The organism is Arthrobacter sp. StoSoilB13, from assembly GCF_019977255.1.
GTDB lineage: Bacteria > Actinomycetota > Actinomycetes > Actinomycetales > Micrococcaceae > Arthrobacter.
Map to the genome: position 1 here is coordinate 786,601 of NZ_AP024649.1, position 15,725 is coordinate 802,325.

Annotated in this window: 12 protein-coding genes and 1 pseudogene; 5 read left to right on the forward strand and 8 right to left on the reverse strand. The window is 64.1% G+C overall.

All coding sequences use genetic code 11. From position 1 onward, the window contains the following. Positions 1-10: 10 nt before the first annotated feature. The 7 genes from LDP01_RS22255 to LDP01_RS22285 all read right to left on the reverse strand — a co-directional run bounded on the left by LDP01_RS22255 (position 11) and on the right by LDP01_RS22285 (position 6,333). On the reverse strand, positions 11-721 hold the full coding sequence (locus LDP01_RS22255; RefSeq protein WP_224094272.1) for an SRPBCC family protein: 711 nt from the start codon (positions 719-721) through the stop codon (positions 11-13). A gap of 91 nt (positions 722-812) precedes the next feature. Next, positions 813-1,823, reverse strand: a complete 1,011-nt coding sequence (locus LDP01_RS22260) for a DUF6707 family protein (protein WP_224094274.1) — start codon at positions 1,821-1,823, stop codon at positions 813-815. Between the two features lie 122 nt (positions 1,824-1,945). Further along, the gene (locus LDP01_RS22265) at positions 1,946-2,485 is read right to left on the reverse strand and encodes an NUDIX hydrolase family protein (RefSeq protein WP_224094275.1); all 540 of its coding nucleotides are present in this window, start codon (positions 2,483-2,485) and stop codon (positions 1,946-1,948) included. Between the two features lie 77 nt (positions 2,486-2,562). After that, positions 2,563-3,171 carry an RraA family protein gene (locus LDP01_RS22270; RefSeq protein ID WP_224094276.1) on the reverse strand — a complete coding sequence of 203 codons (609 nt, stop codon included), beginning with the start codon at positions 3,169-3,171 and terminating at the stop codon, positions 2,563-2,565. After that, the gene (locus tag LDP01_RS22275) at positions 3,168-3,575 is read right to left on the reverse strand and encodes a RidA family protein (protein ID WP_224094277.1); all 408 of its coding nucleotides are present in this window, start codon (positions 3,573-3,575) and stop codon (positions 3,168-3,170) included. The genes LDP01_RS22270 and LDP01_RS22275 overlap by 4 nt, the downstream gene beginning before the upstream one ends. After that, positions 3,572-4,939 (reverse strand): MFS transporter, encoded by a 1,368-nt coding sequence (locus tag LDP01_RS22280; protein ID WP_224094278.1) that lies wholly within the window; start codon positions 4,937-4,939, stop codon positions 3,572-3,574. The genes LDP01_RS22275 and LDP01_RS22280 overlap by 4 nt, the downstream gene beginning before the upstream one ends. 182 nt (positions 4,940-5,121) lie before the next feature. Next, complete coding sequence (locus LDP01_RS22285; RefSeq protein WP_224094279.1) at positions 5,122-6,333, reverse strand: PucR family transcriptional regulator; 1,212 nt, start codon at positions 6,331-6,333, stop codon at positions 5,122-5,124. A 137-nt stretch (positions 6,334-6,470) separates the two neighbouring features. Between LDP01_RS22285 and LDP01_RS22290 the strand changes: the two are divergent. From LDP01_RS22290 to LDP01_RS22310, 5 genes and pseudogenes are all read left to right on the forward strand, one after another. Then, positions 6,471-7,803, forward strand: a pseudogene (locus LDP01_RS22290) (MFS transporter). After that, positions 7,800-9,422 carry a thiamine pyrophosphate-dependent enzyme gene (locus LDP01_RS22295; RefSeq protein WP_224094280.1) on the forward strand — a complete coding sequence of 541 codons (1,623 nt, stop codon included), beginning with the start codon at positions 7,800-7,802 and terminating at the stop codon, positions 9,420-9,422. Before LDP01_RS22290 ends, LDP01_RS22295 begins: the two are co-directional and overlap by 4 nt. 14 nt (positions 9,423-9,436) lie before the next feature. Then, positions 9,437-10,843, forward strand: coding sequence for a gamma-aminobutyraldehyde dehydrogenase (locus tag LDP01_RS22300; protein ID WP_224094281.1), 1,407 nt, complete (start codon positions 9,437-9,439; stop codon positions 10,841-10,843). A gap of 7 nt (positions 10,844-10,850) precedes the next feature. Next, positions 10,851-12,554, forward strand: coding sequence for an amidohydrolase (locus tag LDP01_RS22305; RefSeq protein ID WP_224094283.1), 1,704 nt, complete (start codon positions 10,851-10,853; stop codon positions 12,552-12,554). A gap of 11 nt (positions 12,555-12,565) precedes the next feature. After that, positions 12,566-13,822 carry a M20 family metallo-hydrolase gene (locus LDP01_RS22310; protein ID WP_224094284.1) on the forward strand — a complete coding sequence of 419 codons (1,257 nt, stop codon included), beginning with the start codon at positions 12,566-12,568 and terminating at the stop codon, positions 13,820-13,822. A 97-nt stretch (positions 13,823-13,919) separates the two neighbouring features. Here LDP01_RS22310 and LDP01_RS22315 read toward each other — a convergent pair whose 3' ends face one another. Further along, positions 13,920-15,599, reverse strand: coding sequence for an MSCRAMM family protein (locus LDP01_RS22315; protein ID WP_224094287.1), 1,680 nt, complete (start codon positions 15,597-15,599; stop codon positions 13,920-13,922). Positions 15,600-15,725: the final 126 nt, after the last annotated feature.

Below are 15,725 nucleotides of genomic sequence, written 5' to 3' on the forward strand. Positions count from 1 at the left end.
GGAACCCGGCCTAGGAACTGTAGTTCTCAGCCTTCCACTTGTCCCAGGAGGACCTAATGTCCGCCAAGGTGTGGGCCCCCAAATCGTAGGTGGAGGCAATCACCATTGAACCGCCGTCGGGCCTTTTCTCGGGGATCGGCAGTTGCTCTGCAACGATCAGCAAACCATCGCCGTGCTCTGCGTAGCTATGTACGGTGAGGCCCACCTGGTGACGGCTCTTGAACCACACCCGGCCGGAGATCTCCTCGCCGGTTCCAAGTGTGAGGGAGTAGTCATCGCCCACCGGCGGGAGATCGCCCAGCCCCAGCTTTTGAATGGCCGGACCACCACTTCCCGGAAGGGACACGAAGTGGGTTCGCCGTTGACCGTGTGGGTGTCTCTCGAGGGCGAAACGGAGTTGGTGCAGGAACGTGAGCCAGCCCTGGGTGATGTCCTCGTCCCATTCCGCCCACTCGGAATCGTGGTCCAGCGCGGCGCGCGTGACCTTCACTTCCGTGCCGCCGGAAACAGGGTGGAGCTCGAACTCGTCCCCGCCATGCACAGTCAACTTGGTGTGATCGGGATTTTCCACCACATCCGGGTGGAAGTAGATCTGCTTGATTTCGTCGGCCAGGTCATCGGCCTCCCATCCGTGCCATTGAGCCACCAGGGAGGGTTCGCGCAGCATTGTCCAAACCTGCTGCGCGTCGGCATTAACCACAACGCTCAGATTGTTCGTCATGGCCCCGAATCTACCGCCGTTCCCGTCTCTAAAACAGGTCTTGAAGTTTAGAAGTGCCGGGATTAGGCGGACGTATCAGGACACGGCTGGTTCAGGCGCGCACTGCATCCAGTTCGATGCCGATCCGACGGCCCAATTCCTCTTCTCCCAGTGTCTCGGATCCGCCGTGGGCTCGCAGGAACAGCAGCGATTCGAGGCGAAGGAAACGCCATTCCCGCTCCGCTTCGTGGTTGCCGTTGTCGATCGCGCGGAAAATTTCCTTGTCGTACAGATTCGGTTCGTTAAGCGCGCGCTGGCGGACCTTGGCGGCGATGCGTGCCTTGAAGGGGTCTGTTTCCTCCGACTCGTGCGCGCGCAGCAATTTCTCGTACACGGCAGCTCGTTCGGTTTGCCCGCCTTCACGGCAGATGAAGCTGGAGAGCGCAAGCGCGCGTTCGATCGACGCCCAGCGGTCCGGGTTGCCGTCAAAGGGCAGCACGTTCAGGAGATCCGCGACCGCAAGGGCGTTGTCCGGATCGCGCAGCACGATGCAGAGATCGAACGCCAGGTTGCTGAGGTCCCGGAGGCAGCTGCCGGACTTGGTGTTGATGCCCTTCGCCAGCCTTTCGGCGAGCACCTGAACGCCGTTCTTGCCCTTGTGATTGGCGACGGCGGCCCGCACCACAGCTTCAGGCGTCCCGTCCGGCTCGGGGATCAGCGCGAGTTCTTCGGGGGCCGGAGTGGTCACGGCTGGTGGCGTTTGTGGGCGTGGGGGGACGACGACGGCGGAGCCCGCGGCTGCTTGCACCTCGTCTTCAGTGGAGGTGCTGGAGTCCGCGTCGGCTTCGGATCCAGGCGGCAGGACGACTGCGGAGCCTGGCGCGGCCGAGCCATCCGAAGCTCCGGCACCCACGGGCACGCTGGAGCCGGCAGCGATACGCGCGATGCCGCCGTCGACCGTTGTCACCACCAACAGCGCGGCAACGCCGTAATCATCGTCCTGGACCTCGATACTGGCGATTTCCTCTGCGGGCCCGTCTCCGGGAAGGAACACAAAGTCTCCGGGTTGCAGGTCCCCAGCCTGCTTTTCGCGGTATTGCTGTGAGGCTGGGCTGTGAGTCATCGGAAGTCCTTTGGTTCTCTTGCGGTCCGCCGTCCAGTCTACAAACTCCGGCCGCCGCCAGAGGCGGGACCCGCTAAAGGACGCCGCCTAACTACAGGACGCCGCCTAGCTGCAGGGCCGAACTAAAGGACGATGCCCGAGAAAGCCAGCGCCTGGCGCACGAGGTTGCCGCGGCCGCCCTCGAACTCCTGCTGCACATCGTCACTCAGGACTTCCCGTGGCGTCATCCAGGTGAGTTCCAAGGCGTCCTGGCGCGGCTCGCATTCGCCTGTGACCGGAATGATGAACACAAGCGACACGGCGTGTTGGCGGTCGTCGGTGAATCCGGTCTGCGAGGGCGCGGGGAAGTATTCGGCCACGGTGAAGGGAACGGGGCTGATGGGCAGTTGCGGGAATGCGAGGGGGCCGAGGTCCTTTTCCATGTGCCGCAGCAGGGCTGCCCGGATGGTTTCACGGTAAAGGACGCGGCCGGAGACGAGGTAGCGAACCATGTTGCCGTCGGCGTCGCCCTGCAGGAGGGAGCCGACTTCATTGACGTATCCGAGCGGATCCAGGCGGACGGGGACTGCCTCCACGTAGACCATGGGAAGGCGGCCGCGGGCTTCGAAGAGGTCTTCGTCGGAAAGCCAGCCTGGATACGGGTCGGGTGTACGTACGCTCATGGTTAAGTTCTACCGCATCCCCGGCCGAAGTTCCTTGGCAGCGAGGCCGTGGCCGCGGGGTTACGCTCTTGGCGGCATTAGCCGGCCAGGATGGACTGGAGCGGCTCCCCGGATGCTATGCGTGCAAGGATGGCAGGCTCCGCCGCGTCCGATGCGAGCGCCTTCCCCAGAATGTCGCGTGCGGCTTCGGGCGCCAGGACGATCAGACCGTTGTCGTCGCCCAGGACCAGGTCACCTGGGTTGACCTGCACGTCTCCAACCAGCACCGGGACGTTTACGGCGGAGCCGGTTCCGTACAGGCGTTTAGTGGTGAGGCACGACGTCCCGCGGGCGAATACGGGCAAGCCGGTCTGCCGCAGTTCCAGGACATCGGTCGCCACACCGTCAACCACGACGGCGGCCGCACCCTGGGCGAGTGCTGCGGCTGCGGTTACGGCCCCCACGGGCGCGTGTTGGTGGTCACCGCACATGTCCACCACGAGGACATCGCCGGGCTGCAGTGCGAGGAGCGCACGGTTCATGGCGATGGCGTCGTGGTCTGCGATCCGGACGGTGACGGCGGGTCCGGCGATCTTCACGTTTGCCAGCAGGGACTGGATGGTCGGGGAGACGAAGCCGTCTTCGAGGAAGTGGCCGATGGTGGGGTAGCTGACGGCTGTCAGGTCTTCAAGGAGTGTTGAATTCACGTGGGATCCTCTTCTTTCCGCTGAACAACTGCCACGCACTCGATCTCCAACGACACGCCCCACAGGCCCACGCACACGGTGGTCCTGGCAGGCTTGGCGGTGCCGAAGTACTCCACGTAAACGCGGTTGTATTCCTCCAGTTGGTCCTGGTTGGTCAGGTACGTGTTGACCTTGACCACGTGCTCAAGGCTGGATCCCGCTGCTTCCAACACGCCCGCGAGGTTTTCGATGGTCTGCCGGACCTGCCCTTCGAAGGTGTCCGGCTGATCGTCCAGGCCCGTGATCGCGGGGATCTGTCCAGAGGTGAACACGAAACCGTTGGCAATGACCGCCGGGGAGAAGGGCCCGACGGCGGGCGCCTGGCCGGGGATACCGGCCAGGCGCTCGATGGCGGTGACGGTCACCGCGCTGCCGCGGCTTCCGTGGAGGGGGCTTCTGCGGGTGCTTCGTCGACGGCGTCGATGTTGCCGTACCGGGTCTCTGTGAGCAGGAAGAGGGCAACCAGGGACAACCCGGCGGCGGCCATGATGTACCAGGCGATCGAGGAGCTTTGGTGTGTCATGCCCAGGAGCCACGTGGTGACGAACGGGGTGGCGGCACTGCCCAGCAGGCCTGACAGCATGTAGGCCACGGACAGGCCCGAGTAGCGGACCTTGGATCCAAAGAGCTCGGCAAGGAACGTGGCTATCGGTCCGTAGTTGGCGCAGAACGCGGTCATCATGGCGAGGTAGGCAACGAAGAGCAGTGCCACCGACTTGGTGTCCATGAGCCAGAACATCGGGAAGGCCAGGGCGGCCTCGGCTGCGACACCGGCGAAGATGATCGGTTTGCGTCCGTACTTGTCCGAAAGCCGGCCGAAGAACGGGATGAGGAAGAGTCCCAGGATGCAGGAGGCCAGAACCACCCAGAGCATGAGGCTCTCGGAGTGACCAAGTTCCTTCTTGCCGTAGGAGACGCCGGAGGCAACCAACAGGGTGAACGTGCTGCCCGTGGAAAGGGTGGCGATGCCGCCCAGGACCACCTGCTTCCAGTACTTGGCCATCAAAGCGGCGAACGGCATCTTGGCCTTGGCGCCAGCGGTCTTGACTGCCTGGAAGGACGGGGTTTCCTCAATGTTCAGGCGGATGTAGATGCCCACCGTGACCAGGAGGACGGAGGCGAGGAACGGGATACGCCAGCCCCATGAATACAGTGCTTCGGTGCTGACCGTGGAGGCCACGATCAGGAATGCGACATTGGCGATCAACGTACCGGCGGGCACGCCAACCTGCACCAGGGAACCGTAGAAACCACGCCGGGTGGGAGGTGCATGTTCAACCGTCATGAGCACCGCCCCGCCCCATTCGCCGCCGAGGGCCAGGCCCTGGATGACGCGGAGCAGAAGAAGCAGCAACGGGGCCATGATGCCGATGCTGTTGTAGTCAGGCAGCAGACCGATGGCGAACGTTGCCGCTCCCATGGTCAGTAGCGAGACCAGGAGCATGGATTTGCGTCCCAGCCGGTCGCCGAAGTGACCGAAGATGATGGCGCCCACCATGCGGGCAATGTAGGCGGAAGCGAAGGTGCCGAAGGCCAGCATGGTGCCGACGATCGGATCGAAGCTGGGGAAGAAGATCTTGTTGAAGACGAGGGCCGACGCCGTCCCGAAGACGAAAAGGTCGTACCACTCGACGGTGGTGCCAATAACGCTGGCAAGGGCAATCTTGCGCATCTTGGTCAGGTCCAACCTGGCTGTGGATGCGGAGGAAGTATCTACCGTGGGGGCCATCTGATTCTCCGGATGGGGTGCGGGGACGAATGTCCGGTGCAAAGTAGCTACAACTATGGTGTGTGCCCGATCACACCATCAATGGCATTACTTCCATCAAAACGCGGCTGGGAATGTGAAAACACACAGCGGAGCGATGCAGCAACGCTCGGCATCAACTCCCGACGGCGGCACCTCGTCGCTTAGGCCCACGCCACCACCAGTCGTGCCGTCTTCGCGGGAACGGCGAGGTCGATCCCGGTCAGCTCCTGAAAGCGGTTGAGCCGGTTGAGGATGGTGTTCCGGTGGCAGAAGAGTTGCTCGGAAGTGACGGTGACGTTGCCGGTGGCCAGGTAGTTTCGAACCGTTTCCAACAGGCGCTCGCGCTCGCCGCCCCGGCACTCCGCCAGTGCTTCTTCAAGTTCGGCGGCGAGGTCCAGGCCGGCGTCCTGCAGGTTCTGCTGGGCCAATCGCGCCCAAGCAGAATCAGCGGACAGTGGGCCGGCGTCGCGGGGGCGGAGGAGTGCGGCGAGGCTCTCAGCCGTGCGGGCGGCCGCGGGAAGGGAGCGAAGGCCAAGGACCTCGGGAACGTAGCCGCACGGGACATTGACGACGCCGGGAGGCAGTTGCTGCGCGTCGGTTTCGGTTCCGTGAGCCTCGCCTCGGGATTCGGGACCACGGGTCCGCCGTGCAGGCAAGGCCCAGAAAACATAGGTGTTGCCGCCGGATTCATGGAGGAACAATCGTTGCCGGGTGTGCTGGCCTGATCCGAATTGGGATGCCGCTGCGCGCAGCCGTGCGCCTGGATCGCCGCTCGCAGCAACCAGTGCAAAGCGTGATTCGGGGTTGATACCCAATGCCGAAGCAACCTGCGCGGAGGTCTCCTGGGACGGCGTGCTCTGGTTGAACAGGCGGGCAATGAACTCGCGTTGGATGCTCGATTCTTCCTGGGCCATCCGGACGCGTTCGGTCAGGTAGCTCGTGTGCGTGCGGGTGGCGAATTCGTCTACGACGCGCCACACCTGATCCACGCGGGTAGCCAGCAGTGCGGCGTCCTCGGTGTGCGCGATCTCCAGCAGTTCAGCCCAGAGGATGCTGAAGTCCAAGCGGACAGCTGAGGTCAGGGACTCCGGCGGGATCCCGGCCCTGGCCCGCTTGGATCCGAGGTCGGAAGCGAAGTCGAGCAGGCCATCCTGGCTGTCGATACGCCCGTTCCTGAGGCCGCTGATCAGGCGCCGGAAAGTCTCCCGCGCCGTCTCCTGGATCTCCAGGACAGTCACCTGGCTTTCGCCGTACTCCGGGATCTCACGGACCCTCGTGGTGAAGGCCTGCGCCAGGGTGTCCAGCCGGCCTTCAAGCTGGTCCACCAGCTCAGTCCAACGAACGGCATGCCCCGAGGTTTCAGAATTGTGCATTCACACATTCTAACGGCATGATTCCGTGGTGGATTGCTAGTCTTTTTGGGAAAAACTACTGGCACTATGGAACGAGTCACACAAAAATCGCCCGGGCATCCCCAACGTCCGGTCCCGTTCGCACTCATGGAGCAACAATGGCAAGCACCGTCAGCGGAGCCACGGACGCCAGTCCCACGGCAGTACGCATCGTCGATGAAAGCGTCACCAAGAAGGTAGCCCTGGCTGCCCTCGTGGGCACTGCGCTGGAATGGTACGACTTCTTCCTTTTCACCACAGCCGCTGCTCTGGTGTTCAACGCACAGTTCTTCGTATCCCAGGATCCCTTCGTCGCTGCCATGGGCTCCTTCGCCACACTCGCCGTTGGCTTCGTGGCCCGCCCGATCGGCGGCTTCATCTTCGGCGCCCTCGGTGACAAGGTGGGCCGCAAGAAGATCCTCATGGTCACGATCGTGGGCATTGGCATTGTCACCGGGCTCATCGGCCTGCTGCCGAACTACATGACCATCGGCTTGGCCGCCCCCATCCTGCTGGTTGCCTTGCGCATCGTCCAGGGCCTCGCCGTCGGTGGCGAGTGGAGCGGGGCGGTGATTATCGCCGTCGAAAATGCGCCGGTGGAAAAGCGTGCACGCTACGCCGCGCTTCCACAGATCGGTTCCCCGATCGGTACCATCCTGTCCTCCGGTGGCTTCTTCGGCATGCTGTTCCTGGTAGGCCAGACCAACTTTGACGCCTGGGGCTGGCGCATCCCCTTCATTGCCGCCATCCCGCTTCTGGCTATCTCGCTGTGGATCCGCAGCCGCCTCAGTGAATCCCCGGAATTTGAAGCTCTCATGGAGTCCGGCGAAACGGAACATGCTCCCATCCGCGGCGTCCTGAAGAACAGCTGGCGCCAGATCCTGGTGGGCATGTGCTCGGCACTGCTCGGCATCGGCGGTTTCTACCTCATCACCAGCTTCGTGGTCTTCTACGGCACCAAGGTCCTCAAGCTGCCCTCCGAACTCCTGCTCCTGGGAACCTTGCTGGCCGCAGCCCTCGAAATCGGCGCCCTGATCTGGGCAGGGCCGCCTGGGTGAAAGGTTCGGCGCCAGCAAAGTCATCCTTTGGGGCGGTGTGGCCTCGGCACTTATCGCAGTTCCTGTGTTCCTGGCCATCGACTCCCGCAACCCCGTCCTGGTGGTCCTGGGCATGATGATCGGCGTCGCCGTCCTTTCCATCCCGTACGCAGTCTCCGGCACCGCGCTGACCGCGCTGTTCGCCACGAAGGTCCGCTACACCGGCGTCGCCATCACGTCCAACACGGCGGGTGTCATCTCCGGCTTCGTGCCGCTGATCGCCACCGCGCTCGTGGCAGCCAATAACTCCTTCTGGCCGGGCGCCATCATCCTGCTGGTCGTCTCAGCATTGACCGCGCTGTCCGGCCTGTTCCTCCCACGCCTTTCCATCGAAGAAGAAGGAATGAAGCATTGAGCACAACCACGGCTGGCCATCTGATTGTTGGCCAACTCGAACGGGCAGGCGTCAAGCGCGTCTACACCGTCCCGGGCGAGAGCTTCCTGGACGTCCTTGACGGCCTGCACGGCTCGCCGATCCAGAACGTGGTGGCCCGCCAGGAAGGCGGCGCGGGATTCATGGCACTCGCCGAAGGCCGCCTGACCGGGCTTCCCGGTGTAGCGATGGTGACCCGTGGACCGGGTGCTGCAAATGCCTTCATTGCCATCCACACAGCCCATCAGGACGCCACGCCGCTGATCCTGTTCGTTGGACTGATTCCGGTTGCCGACCGCGGCCGTGAGTCCTTCCAGGAGTTCGACATCAACGCCTGGTTCGGCAGCACCGCCAAGAAAGTCGTAACGCTCGACGACGCCGCTTCCGCCGCCCGCGTGGTGGACGACGCCATCTTCACGGCCCTCAGCGGACGCCCCGGCCCGGTAGTGATCGGCCTCCCGGAGGACGTGCTGGTGCACGTCGTCCCGGACGCCACGGTGGAACCGCGCAAGTTTGCCCGTCCCGAGCCCGCTGCCGCGGACCTGGACGAGCTGAACCAAAAGCTCAGCACCGCACGCAAGCCGCTCGTCGTCGTCGGCGGCGAAGGCTGGACTCAGGAGTCCGGCGAGCAGTTGGCCGCGTGGGCGAGCCGCAACAGCGTCCCGGTGGTGGCCGACTTCCGTGCTTACGACGCCGTCCCGCACCGGAGCGACGCCTACGCCGGCTTCCTGGGGTACGGCCGCAGCGACGCCAACGCTGAACGCCTCGACGACGCCGACCTCCTCGTCTTTGTGGGTTGCGTCCGCGGCGACGTCCTCTCCGATGGCTACAAACGCGGACTCGACGCCGAGACCGTGGTGGTCAACGCCGACGCCAACCTCCTGGGCCACTTTGGCCGGGTGGACCAGCACATCATTGCCGACGTGACGGCATTCGCCAGCGCGCTGGCAGCCACCAACACCACCGGCGAACGTGCGGAAGGCTGGTTCGCCAGCGCCCGCGCCGACCAGCTCAAGTTCTCCACGCCACAGCCCGACGGCGGCATCGGCGTCGACCTTGGCGTCGCCATGGAGGTCCTCAAGAAGGAAATGGCCGCCGACGCCGTCCTCACGTTCGGCGCCGGTAACCACGCGCTGTGGCCTGCACGCTACCTGGACCACAACTCGGCCGACTCCTTGGCCGCACCCCGCAACGGCGCCATGGGTATGGGAATCCCCGCAGCCGTGGCAGCATCCCTCGCGTACCCCGGGCGCCAGGTCATTTCCGTTGCCGGTGACGGCTGCTTCATGATGAACGGCCAGGAAATCGCCACGGCCATGGGCTACGGCGCCAAGTTCATCGTCCTGGTGGTGGACAACGGCATTTTCGCCACCATCCGCGAGCACCAGGAAGCGCACTACCCGGACCGCCCTTCGGGCACGCATATGACCAACCCGGACTTCGCCGCACTCGCCCGTTCTTACGGCGGTTACGGCGAGCGCGTGGACCGCACGGAAGACTTCGCAGCCGCGTTCCGCCGGGCCGTCGACTCCGGTCTCCCGGCCTTGCTGCACCTGCCACAGGACCCCACCACGCGTTCCCCCAAGACTTCAACAAACTGACCGGAGCCCTCACAGTGATCCAGCTTCAGAACATCATCAACGGCGAGTCCGTTGACGCCGCTGCCAGCCTGCCGTTCTTCGACCCCGCCACGGGCCAGCAGATCGGCACCGCGCCGGACAGCGACGCTGCCGCCGTCGACGCCGCCTTCCAAGCCGCTGCCGCAGCTTTCAAGAGCTACAAGCGCACGACGCCGGGTACGCGGCAGTCGCTGCTGTTGCAGTTGGCCGACCTCATCGAGGCGAATGTTGACCGGCTCCTCGAGGCCGAGGTTGCTTGCACCGGCAAGCCCGCAGCCTTGACCCGTGAGCTCGAAATCCTGCGCGGCGCGGACCAACTCCGTTTCTTCGCGGGAGCTTGCCGTGTGGTCTCGGGGACTGCGCAGACGGAGTATGTGGAGGGTTTCTCTTCGACGATCCGGCGCGAGCCCATTGGCGTGGTCGCACAGATCACGCCGTGGAATTACCCGTTCATGATGGCTATCTGGAAGATTGGTCCGGCTCTTGCCGCGGGCAACACCCTGGTCCTTAAGCCTGCAGACACGACTCCCTGGTCCACGGTGGTCCTGGGCGAACTGGCGCAGCAGGTCTACCCGGCCGGCGTAGTGAATATCGTTTGTGGCGGGCGTGAAGCCGGCGCTGCGATGGTGGAGCACGACATCCCTGAAATGGTCTCCATCACAGGTTCCACCCGTGCCGGTGCGCAGGTCATGTCCGCTGCGGCTAAGACGCTCAAGGACGTCCATCTGGAGCTTGGCGGCAAGGCACCCGCAGTGGTGTTTGCCGACGTCGATATCCAGCGCACCGCCGGCGAGATCGCCTTGGCTGCTTTCTTCAATGCCGGGCAGGACTGCACCGCCGTGACGCGGGTCCTGGTCCACCAGGACATCCATACGGAGTTCGCGGCTGCACTGGCCGACGCTGCTTCGGCGCTGAAGGTGGGCGGTTCCGATGCGGATCTCGGCCCGCTCAACAGTGCCGCACAGCTGGAGCGTGTGGAGGGCTTCATGTCCCGCCTCCCGGCCAACGCCAGGGTCCTTTCCGGTGGCAAGCGCACCGGAACCGGCTTCCATTTTGAACCCACGGTCATCGACGGCGTGTTCCAGACTGACGAAGTGGTGTGCGACGAGATCTTCGGCCCCGTGTTGACGGTCCAGCCGTTCGCCACGGAGGAAGAAGCAATCGAACTCGCCAACGGCACCAAGTACGCCCTTGCCTCCAGCGTCTGGTCCGAGAACCATGGCGTGGTGACCCGTGTTTCCAACGAGCTCGATTTCGGTGCCGTGTGGATCAACTGCCATCAGGTGATTCCGGCCGAGGCCCCGCACGGTGGCTTCAAGCACTCGGGCACCGGCAAGGACCTGTCCGTGTACGGCCTTGAGGACTACACGCGCATCAAGTCCGTCACCACGTCCCACCGCTAGACACATCATGAAACTTGATCTCCTGCTGCGGAACGCAGATATCATCACGATGGATCCGGCCCGTCCTATGGCCAGTTCGCTGGGCATTTGGCAGGGACGCATCGTGGGCCTCGACGAGGACCTGGACGGGTTGGATGCCCGCGAGGTTTTGGACCTTGGCGGCGCCACCGTCACTCCCGGCTTCATCGATGCCCATTGCCACACGACGTGGTTCGGGCTGGGGCTCGCGGAACTGGACGTGTCCGGTGCCCGTGGTTTGGACGAGCTGTATGAGCTTCTCCGCGGTGCTGTGATCAACGCCGGAGCCGAAGGTCAGGGCTGGCTTTTCGCCACCGGCTTCAGCCAGACCCAGCACGGCGGTTCCTTCCCGGACATCGCCGAGCTGGACCGCATCACGGGGGAGCGGCCGCTGTTCATGCGGCATAACTCCGGGCACATGGCCGTGGTCAACACTGCCGCGCTGCGGCTGGCAGGTGCCGAGTCGCCGTCGTTCCCCGATCCCGACGGCGGAGCGATAGTCCGCGACGCAGCGGGACGTCCCACCGGACTCGTCCAGGAGACGGCACAGGAACTGATCCAGCAGCTGATCCTGCCGTATTCGTTGGACGACATCGAGGACGCTCTTGAACGGGCCACCCTGTACTACGCTTCCGAGGGCATCACGAGTTTCACCGAAGCCGGGGTAGGCGGGGGCTGGATCGGGCACAGCCCGGCCGAGCTCGCCGCCTACCAGCGCGCTGCCGCCAACGGCCGGTTGCACGCCCGCGCACAGGTGATGCCGGTGCTGGATGTGCTGCACGGATTGGACGGGCATTCCTCGGACAGCCCTGGAGCTGCACCTGCGGGGCTGGACCTCGGGATCACCAGCGGATTCGGGAACGAGTACCTGTCCCTCGGCCCCGCAAAGGTCTTCCTGGACGGATCACTCCTGGGCGAAACCGCAGCCGTGAGCCATGAGTTCTGCAGCCACGGACACCGGGACAACACCGGCAACGTGGGCTACTTCCAAGCCGATCCCGCCCAGCTGCGCGAACGCATCGAGGCCGCCTACGCCGCGGGCTGGTCCATCGCGGCCCACGCCATCGGTGACCGGGCGATCGACCTCGCCGTGGACATCATCACGGATTGCCAGGCCGTGTATGGGCCGCGTCGCCTGCCCAACAGGATCGAGCACGCCTCCATGACGCGTCCTGAGCAGTTGGCCAAGCTCGCCGACGCAGGCATCGCTGTCACGCCGCAGGCCAGTTTCTTCCGTGATGGCGGGGACGGGATGACCGCTTCCCTCGGACCGGACCGCTTGCCATGGGCCTACCGTGCGGCCAGTTTCCTGGAAGCCGGCGTGACGCTTGCGGGAAGCTCGGACCGGCCGGTCGCCGACGGAAACGTTCTCCGCGGAATGCAGGCGTTCGTGGACCGCCGGACCGAATCGGGGGCCGTTTTTGGAAACCCAGCGGAACGCCTCACCCCACAGCAGGCACTGGCCGCCTACACCAGCGGCGCCGCGGCAGCCACTGGGACGCTTGCCGGAAAAGGGACCCTTGAGCCGGGCAAACTTGCCGACTTCGTTGTCCTATCCGCCTCGCCCTTGGACGCACCCAACATCAGCGAACTGCAGGTCCTGGCCACCGCCGTCGGAGGCCGCTTTACCTACGAATCAACCGACTTCCACGCTGAACTTTCCCCTGAAAGTTCCTTCGCGGCCCACCGTTAATAGGGGAGACCATGACAACCACCACACGTTTCACCGCCCAGGACACCGCCTTCGTGCAGGACTTTCAAACCATGAGTGCGTTCGGCGCCACGGAGAACGGCGGCGTGGACCGCCAAGCCGCGACCATTCCCGACGGCGAACAGCGGCGCTGGCTGGCAGGACTCCTGGAAGACCACGGCTTCACAGTCAAGTTCGACCACGCTGGCAATCAGTGGGGCCTGTACGAGGCTGTACCCGGTGCGCCCTTCGTGGTGGTCGGTTCGCACATGGATTCACAGCCGACGGCGGGACGTTACGACGGCGCGTACGGCGTCCTCGCCGCGGCCCACGCCGCGTTCCGCTTGGCTGCACGCTGGGGAGCCGGCGCCGCAGCACCCAGGTTCAATCTCGCCGTCGTCAACTGGTTCAACGAGGAAGGCAGCCGCTTCAAGCCCTCCATGATGGGCTCGTCCGTCTACACGGGGAAGCTGGAACTGGAAGACGCGCTCAACACCAAGGACGCTGCCGGGATTACGGTGCGCGACGCCCTGGACGCGATCGGTTGCCGGGGAACCTTTGAAGGGCCCGAGGCTGCTTACTGCGCCGAGATCCACATCGAGCAGGGCCGCAGCATGGAGCGCGAAGGCATCACGATCGGTCTGGTCAGCTCCAACTGGGCAGCGAACAAGTACGAGTTCGTGGTCCATGGCGAGCAGGCGCACACCGGTTCCACCGTGATTGCGGATCGCAAGGATGCCCTCCTGGGTGCTTCCATGCTGGTGGTTGCGGCGCGCGAACTCGCGGATCGTTTCCCCGGTGTACTCCACACGTCCGTGGGGCAGCTCAACGTGTACCCGAACTCGCCCGTAGTGGTGCCCTCCCGCGTGAACCTGCTCCTGGACCTGCGCAGCGCCGACGAAGCCGTCCTTGCCGAGGCCGACGCCCTGCTGCATGCCCGCATCACGGAAATCGAACGGCTAGCCAACGTCTCGGTGGAGAAGCACCACTCGCACTCCTGGGCCGTGACTCCGTACCAGCCCGAAGGAGTGGAGCTGGCCGCCAAAGTCGCCGCCGACCTGGGGCTGTCCAACAAAGAAGTCATGACCTTGGCCGGACACGACTCCACGAACATGAAGGACCTTGTTCCAACCGTGATGCTGTTCGTGCCCAGCGTGGACGGCATCTCCCACAACGAACACGAATACACTACGGACGAAGACATCGTGGCCGGGCTCACCATGCTCACCGAGGTTGTCAGCCGGCTCTGTGATGGGGTATTGGCGGACTAAATTCCTGCCCGCCGCACGGAAGCACCCCCGCCGCAGTGGGGGTGCTTCCTGGTTTAGGTGAATGACGGCCTTGGATCGGCCGGGATATCCGCTCCTGTTACTGAGGGATGTTCACGTTGGCCGGGTGGTCGCCGACCTTCTTGTCGTCGTAGGCAGCGCCACCGAGGGCGCAAACCTGTGCGGCGGTGAAGCCTGCCGGGGCTGTACCCAGCGAGGTGAGGTCGACGCCGTCGACCGTTACTGTGCTCGGATACAGTGAGCTGTCCGCGGACTTGCAGACAAGCACGATAATCCTGAAGTCACGGGGATCGGTAAAGGTCAGACTGACGGTACCGCCAGCTCCAACTGTTGCCCGTTGGTCCGCCGCTGTGTCATAGCCCGCAGGCGTGGTGGTTTCAACAACCCAGTACTCTCCAGCCAACACGTCCGTGAAGGAGCAGTTTCCGCTGGCATCCGTGGTGCAGGTGACTCCTGTAGTGGTGTCTTCCGCTCCACGCGTTTCAAGCGGGGCCGCGTTGTTGAACAGTGTGAAGACGGCACCGGCCAGCGATGCTCCGCTGCCTGTTCCGTCGTCCCTCTTGTGGACGTTGATGGTTCCCTTAGCCGTGTTGGTGTAGGTGCAGTCAACACTGCCCTGGAAGCCCAGGACGATGTTCACCGTTGCTCCGCTACGGCTTGTGGACGTGCCTGTTCCGGATGAGGTGCATTGCAGGTCCGTCAGCGTCCAGCCCGAGGGCAAGGTGCTTTCAGTGACGCTGTAGTTTCCCGCCGCCACCGAGGTGCCGTAGTCACGGGTTCCGCCGTTGCTCAGGCTGAAGGTCGACGGCGTCAGCCCACCGGTGGTGGTGTAGCCGAACGTTCCGTCGCCGCCTACGGTGACCTTATGGATCTTGATGGAACCGCACTTGCTGAAGTTCAGCGGCACAGGTGCAATGAAGTCCTTCAAAGCCGCAGTGAAGGAGTCGGAGGACCGGCTCTTCAGGTAGGCGCCGCTGAAGGTTTCGCATGAACCGGCCGGGATGATGCCGGCATCGGTCAGGTTGATGGCGGCCTCGCCGAAGGTGCGGGCAGAGAGGTTGCGTGGTGCATTCGGCGCGATCGGGTCAACTACCGTACCGGACGGTGGGTTGTTGGCAGGATCGTTGATGGATCCCTCGAAGTTGCCGGTCAAGGGCTGTACGGGGCCCCAACATGGAGTGCTGTTTGCGGAGTCGCAGAGGGACTTGGATCCGGTGGCGACCCACCGGTGGAAGCCCAGAGTCGGGCTTGTGCCGCCCTGCGAGAGGTCGTACTTGATCAGGACGTCACCAGCGGTCCGGACCGGAGTCACACCATTGGCCGAAACAGCGGTGCTCTTGTTGAACTCGAAGTCCATGTTGGTGGTGCCCGTAGGCTCCTGGACCCGTTCCCATGCCAAGTAGGCGTAGTCCTTGCCGTTGGACTCGGTCTTCAAATAGGCGTAGAAGCGGAGCAGATCGCTCTTGTTATTCGGGATGGAGCCGGTGACCACAGCCGGGACTTCTGTGTCCTCCTTGGTGCCCTGGCCGAACGAATTATCGTTCTGGCCCGTCGCCAGGTCGATTCCGCAACCTGAGATAGGAGCAACGCAACTGATGGGGGCCGTGGCCCAATCCTGTGTTTCGTCGTTGAGGACCAGGTTTCCGTCAGCCGCGTCAAAGGGGCTTCCGGTGAGGTTGGCTTGGGCAGCTGTTGCTGAGAGGACCAAAGCCAGACAGGCTGCGGCTGCGCCAATCGAGGTGAGTTTCTTGTTTCTCATTAGGGTGCCTGATTTCTAGTGAAACCGTACGGCCCGGACGGGGTTATCCGGCGCCGCGACATTCCCCCGGGTTTTGGGCAGCCCGTTTGCTTAAGCTGCCTTCTGGGATGAGTTACCGCCCCGAGA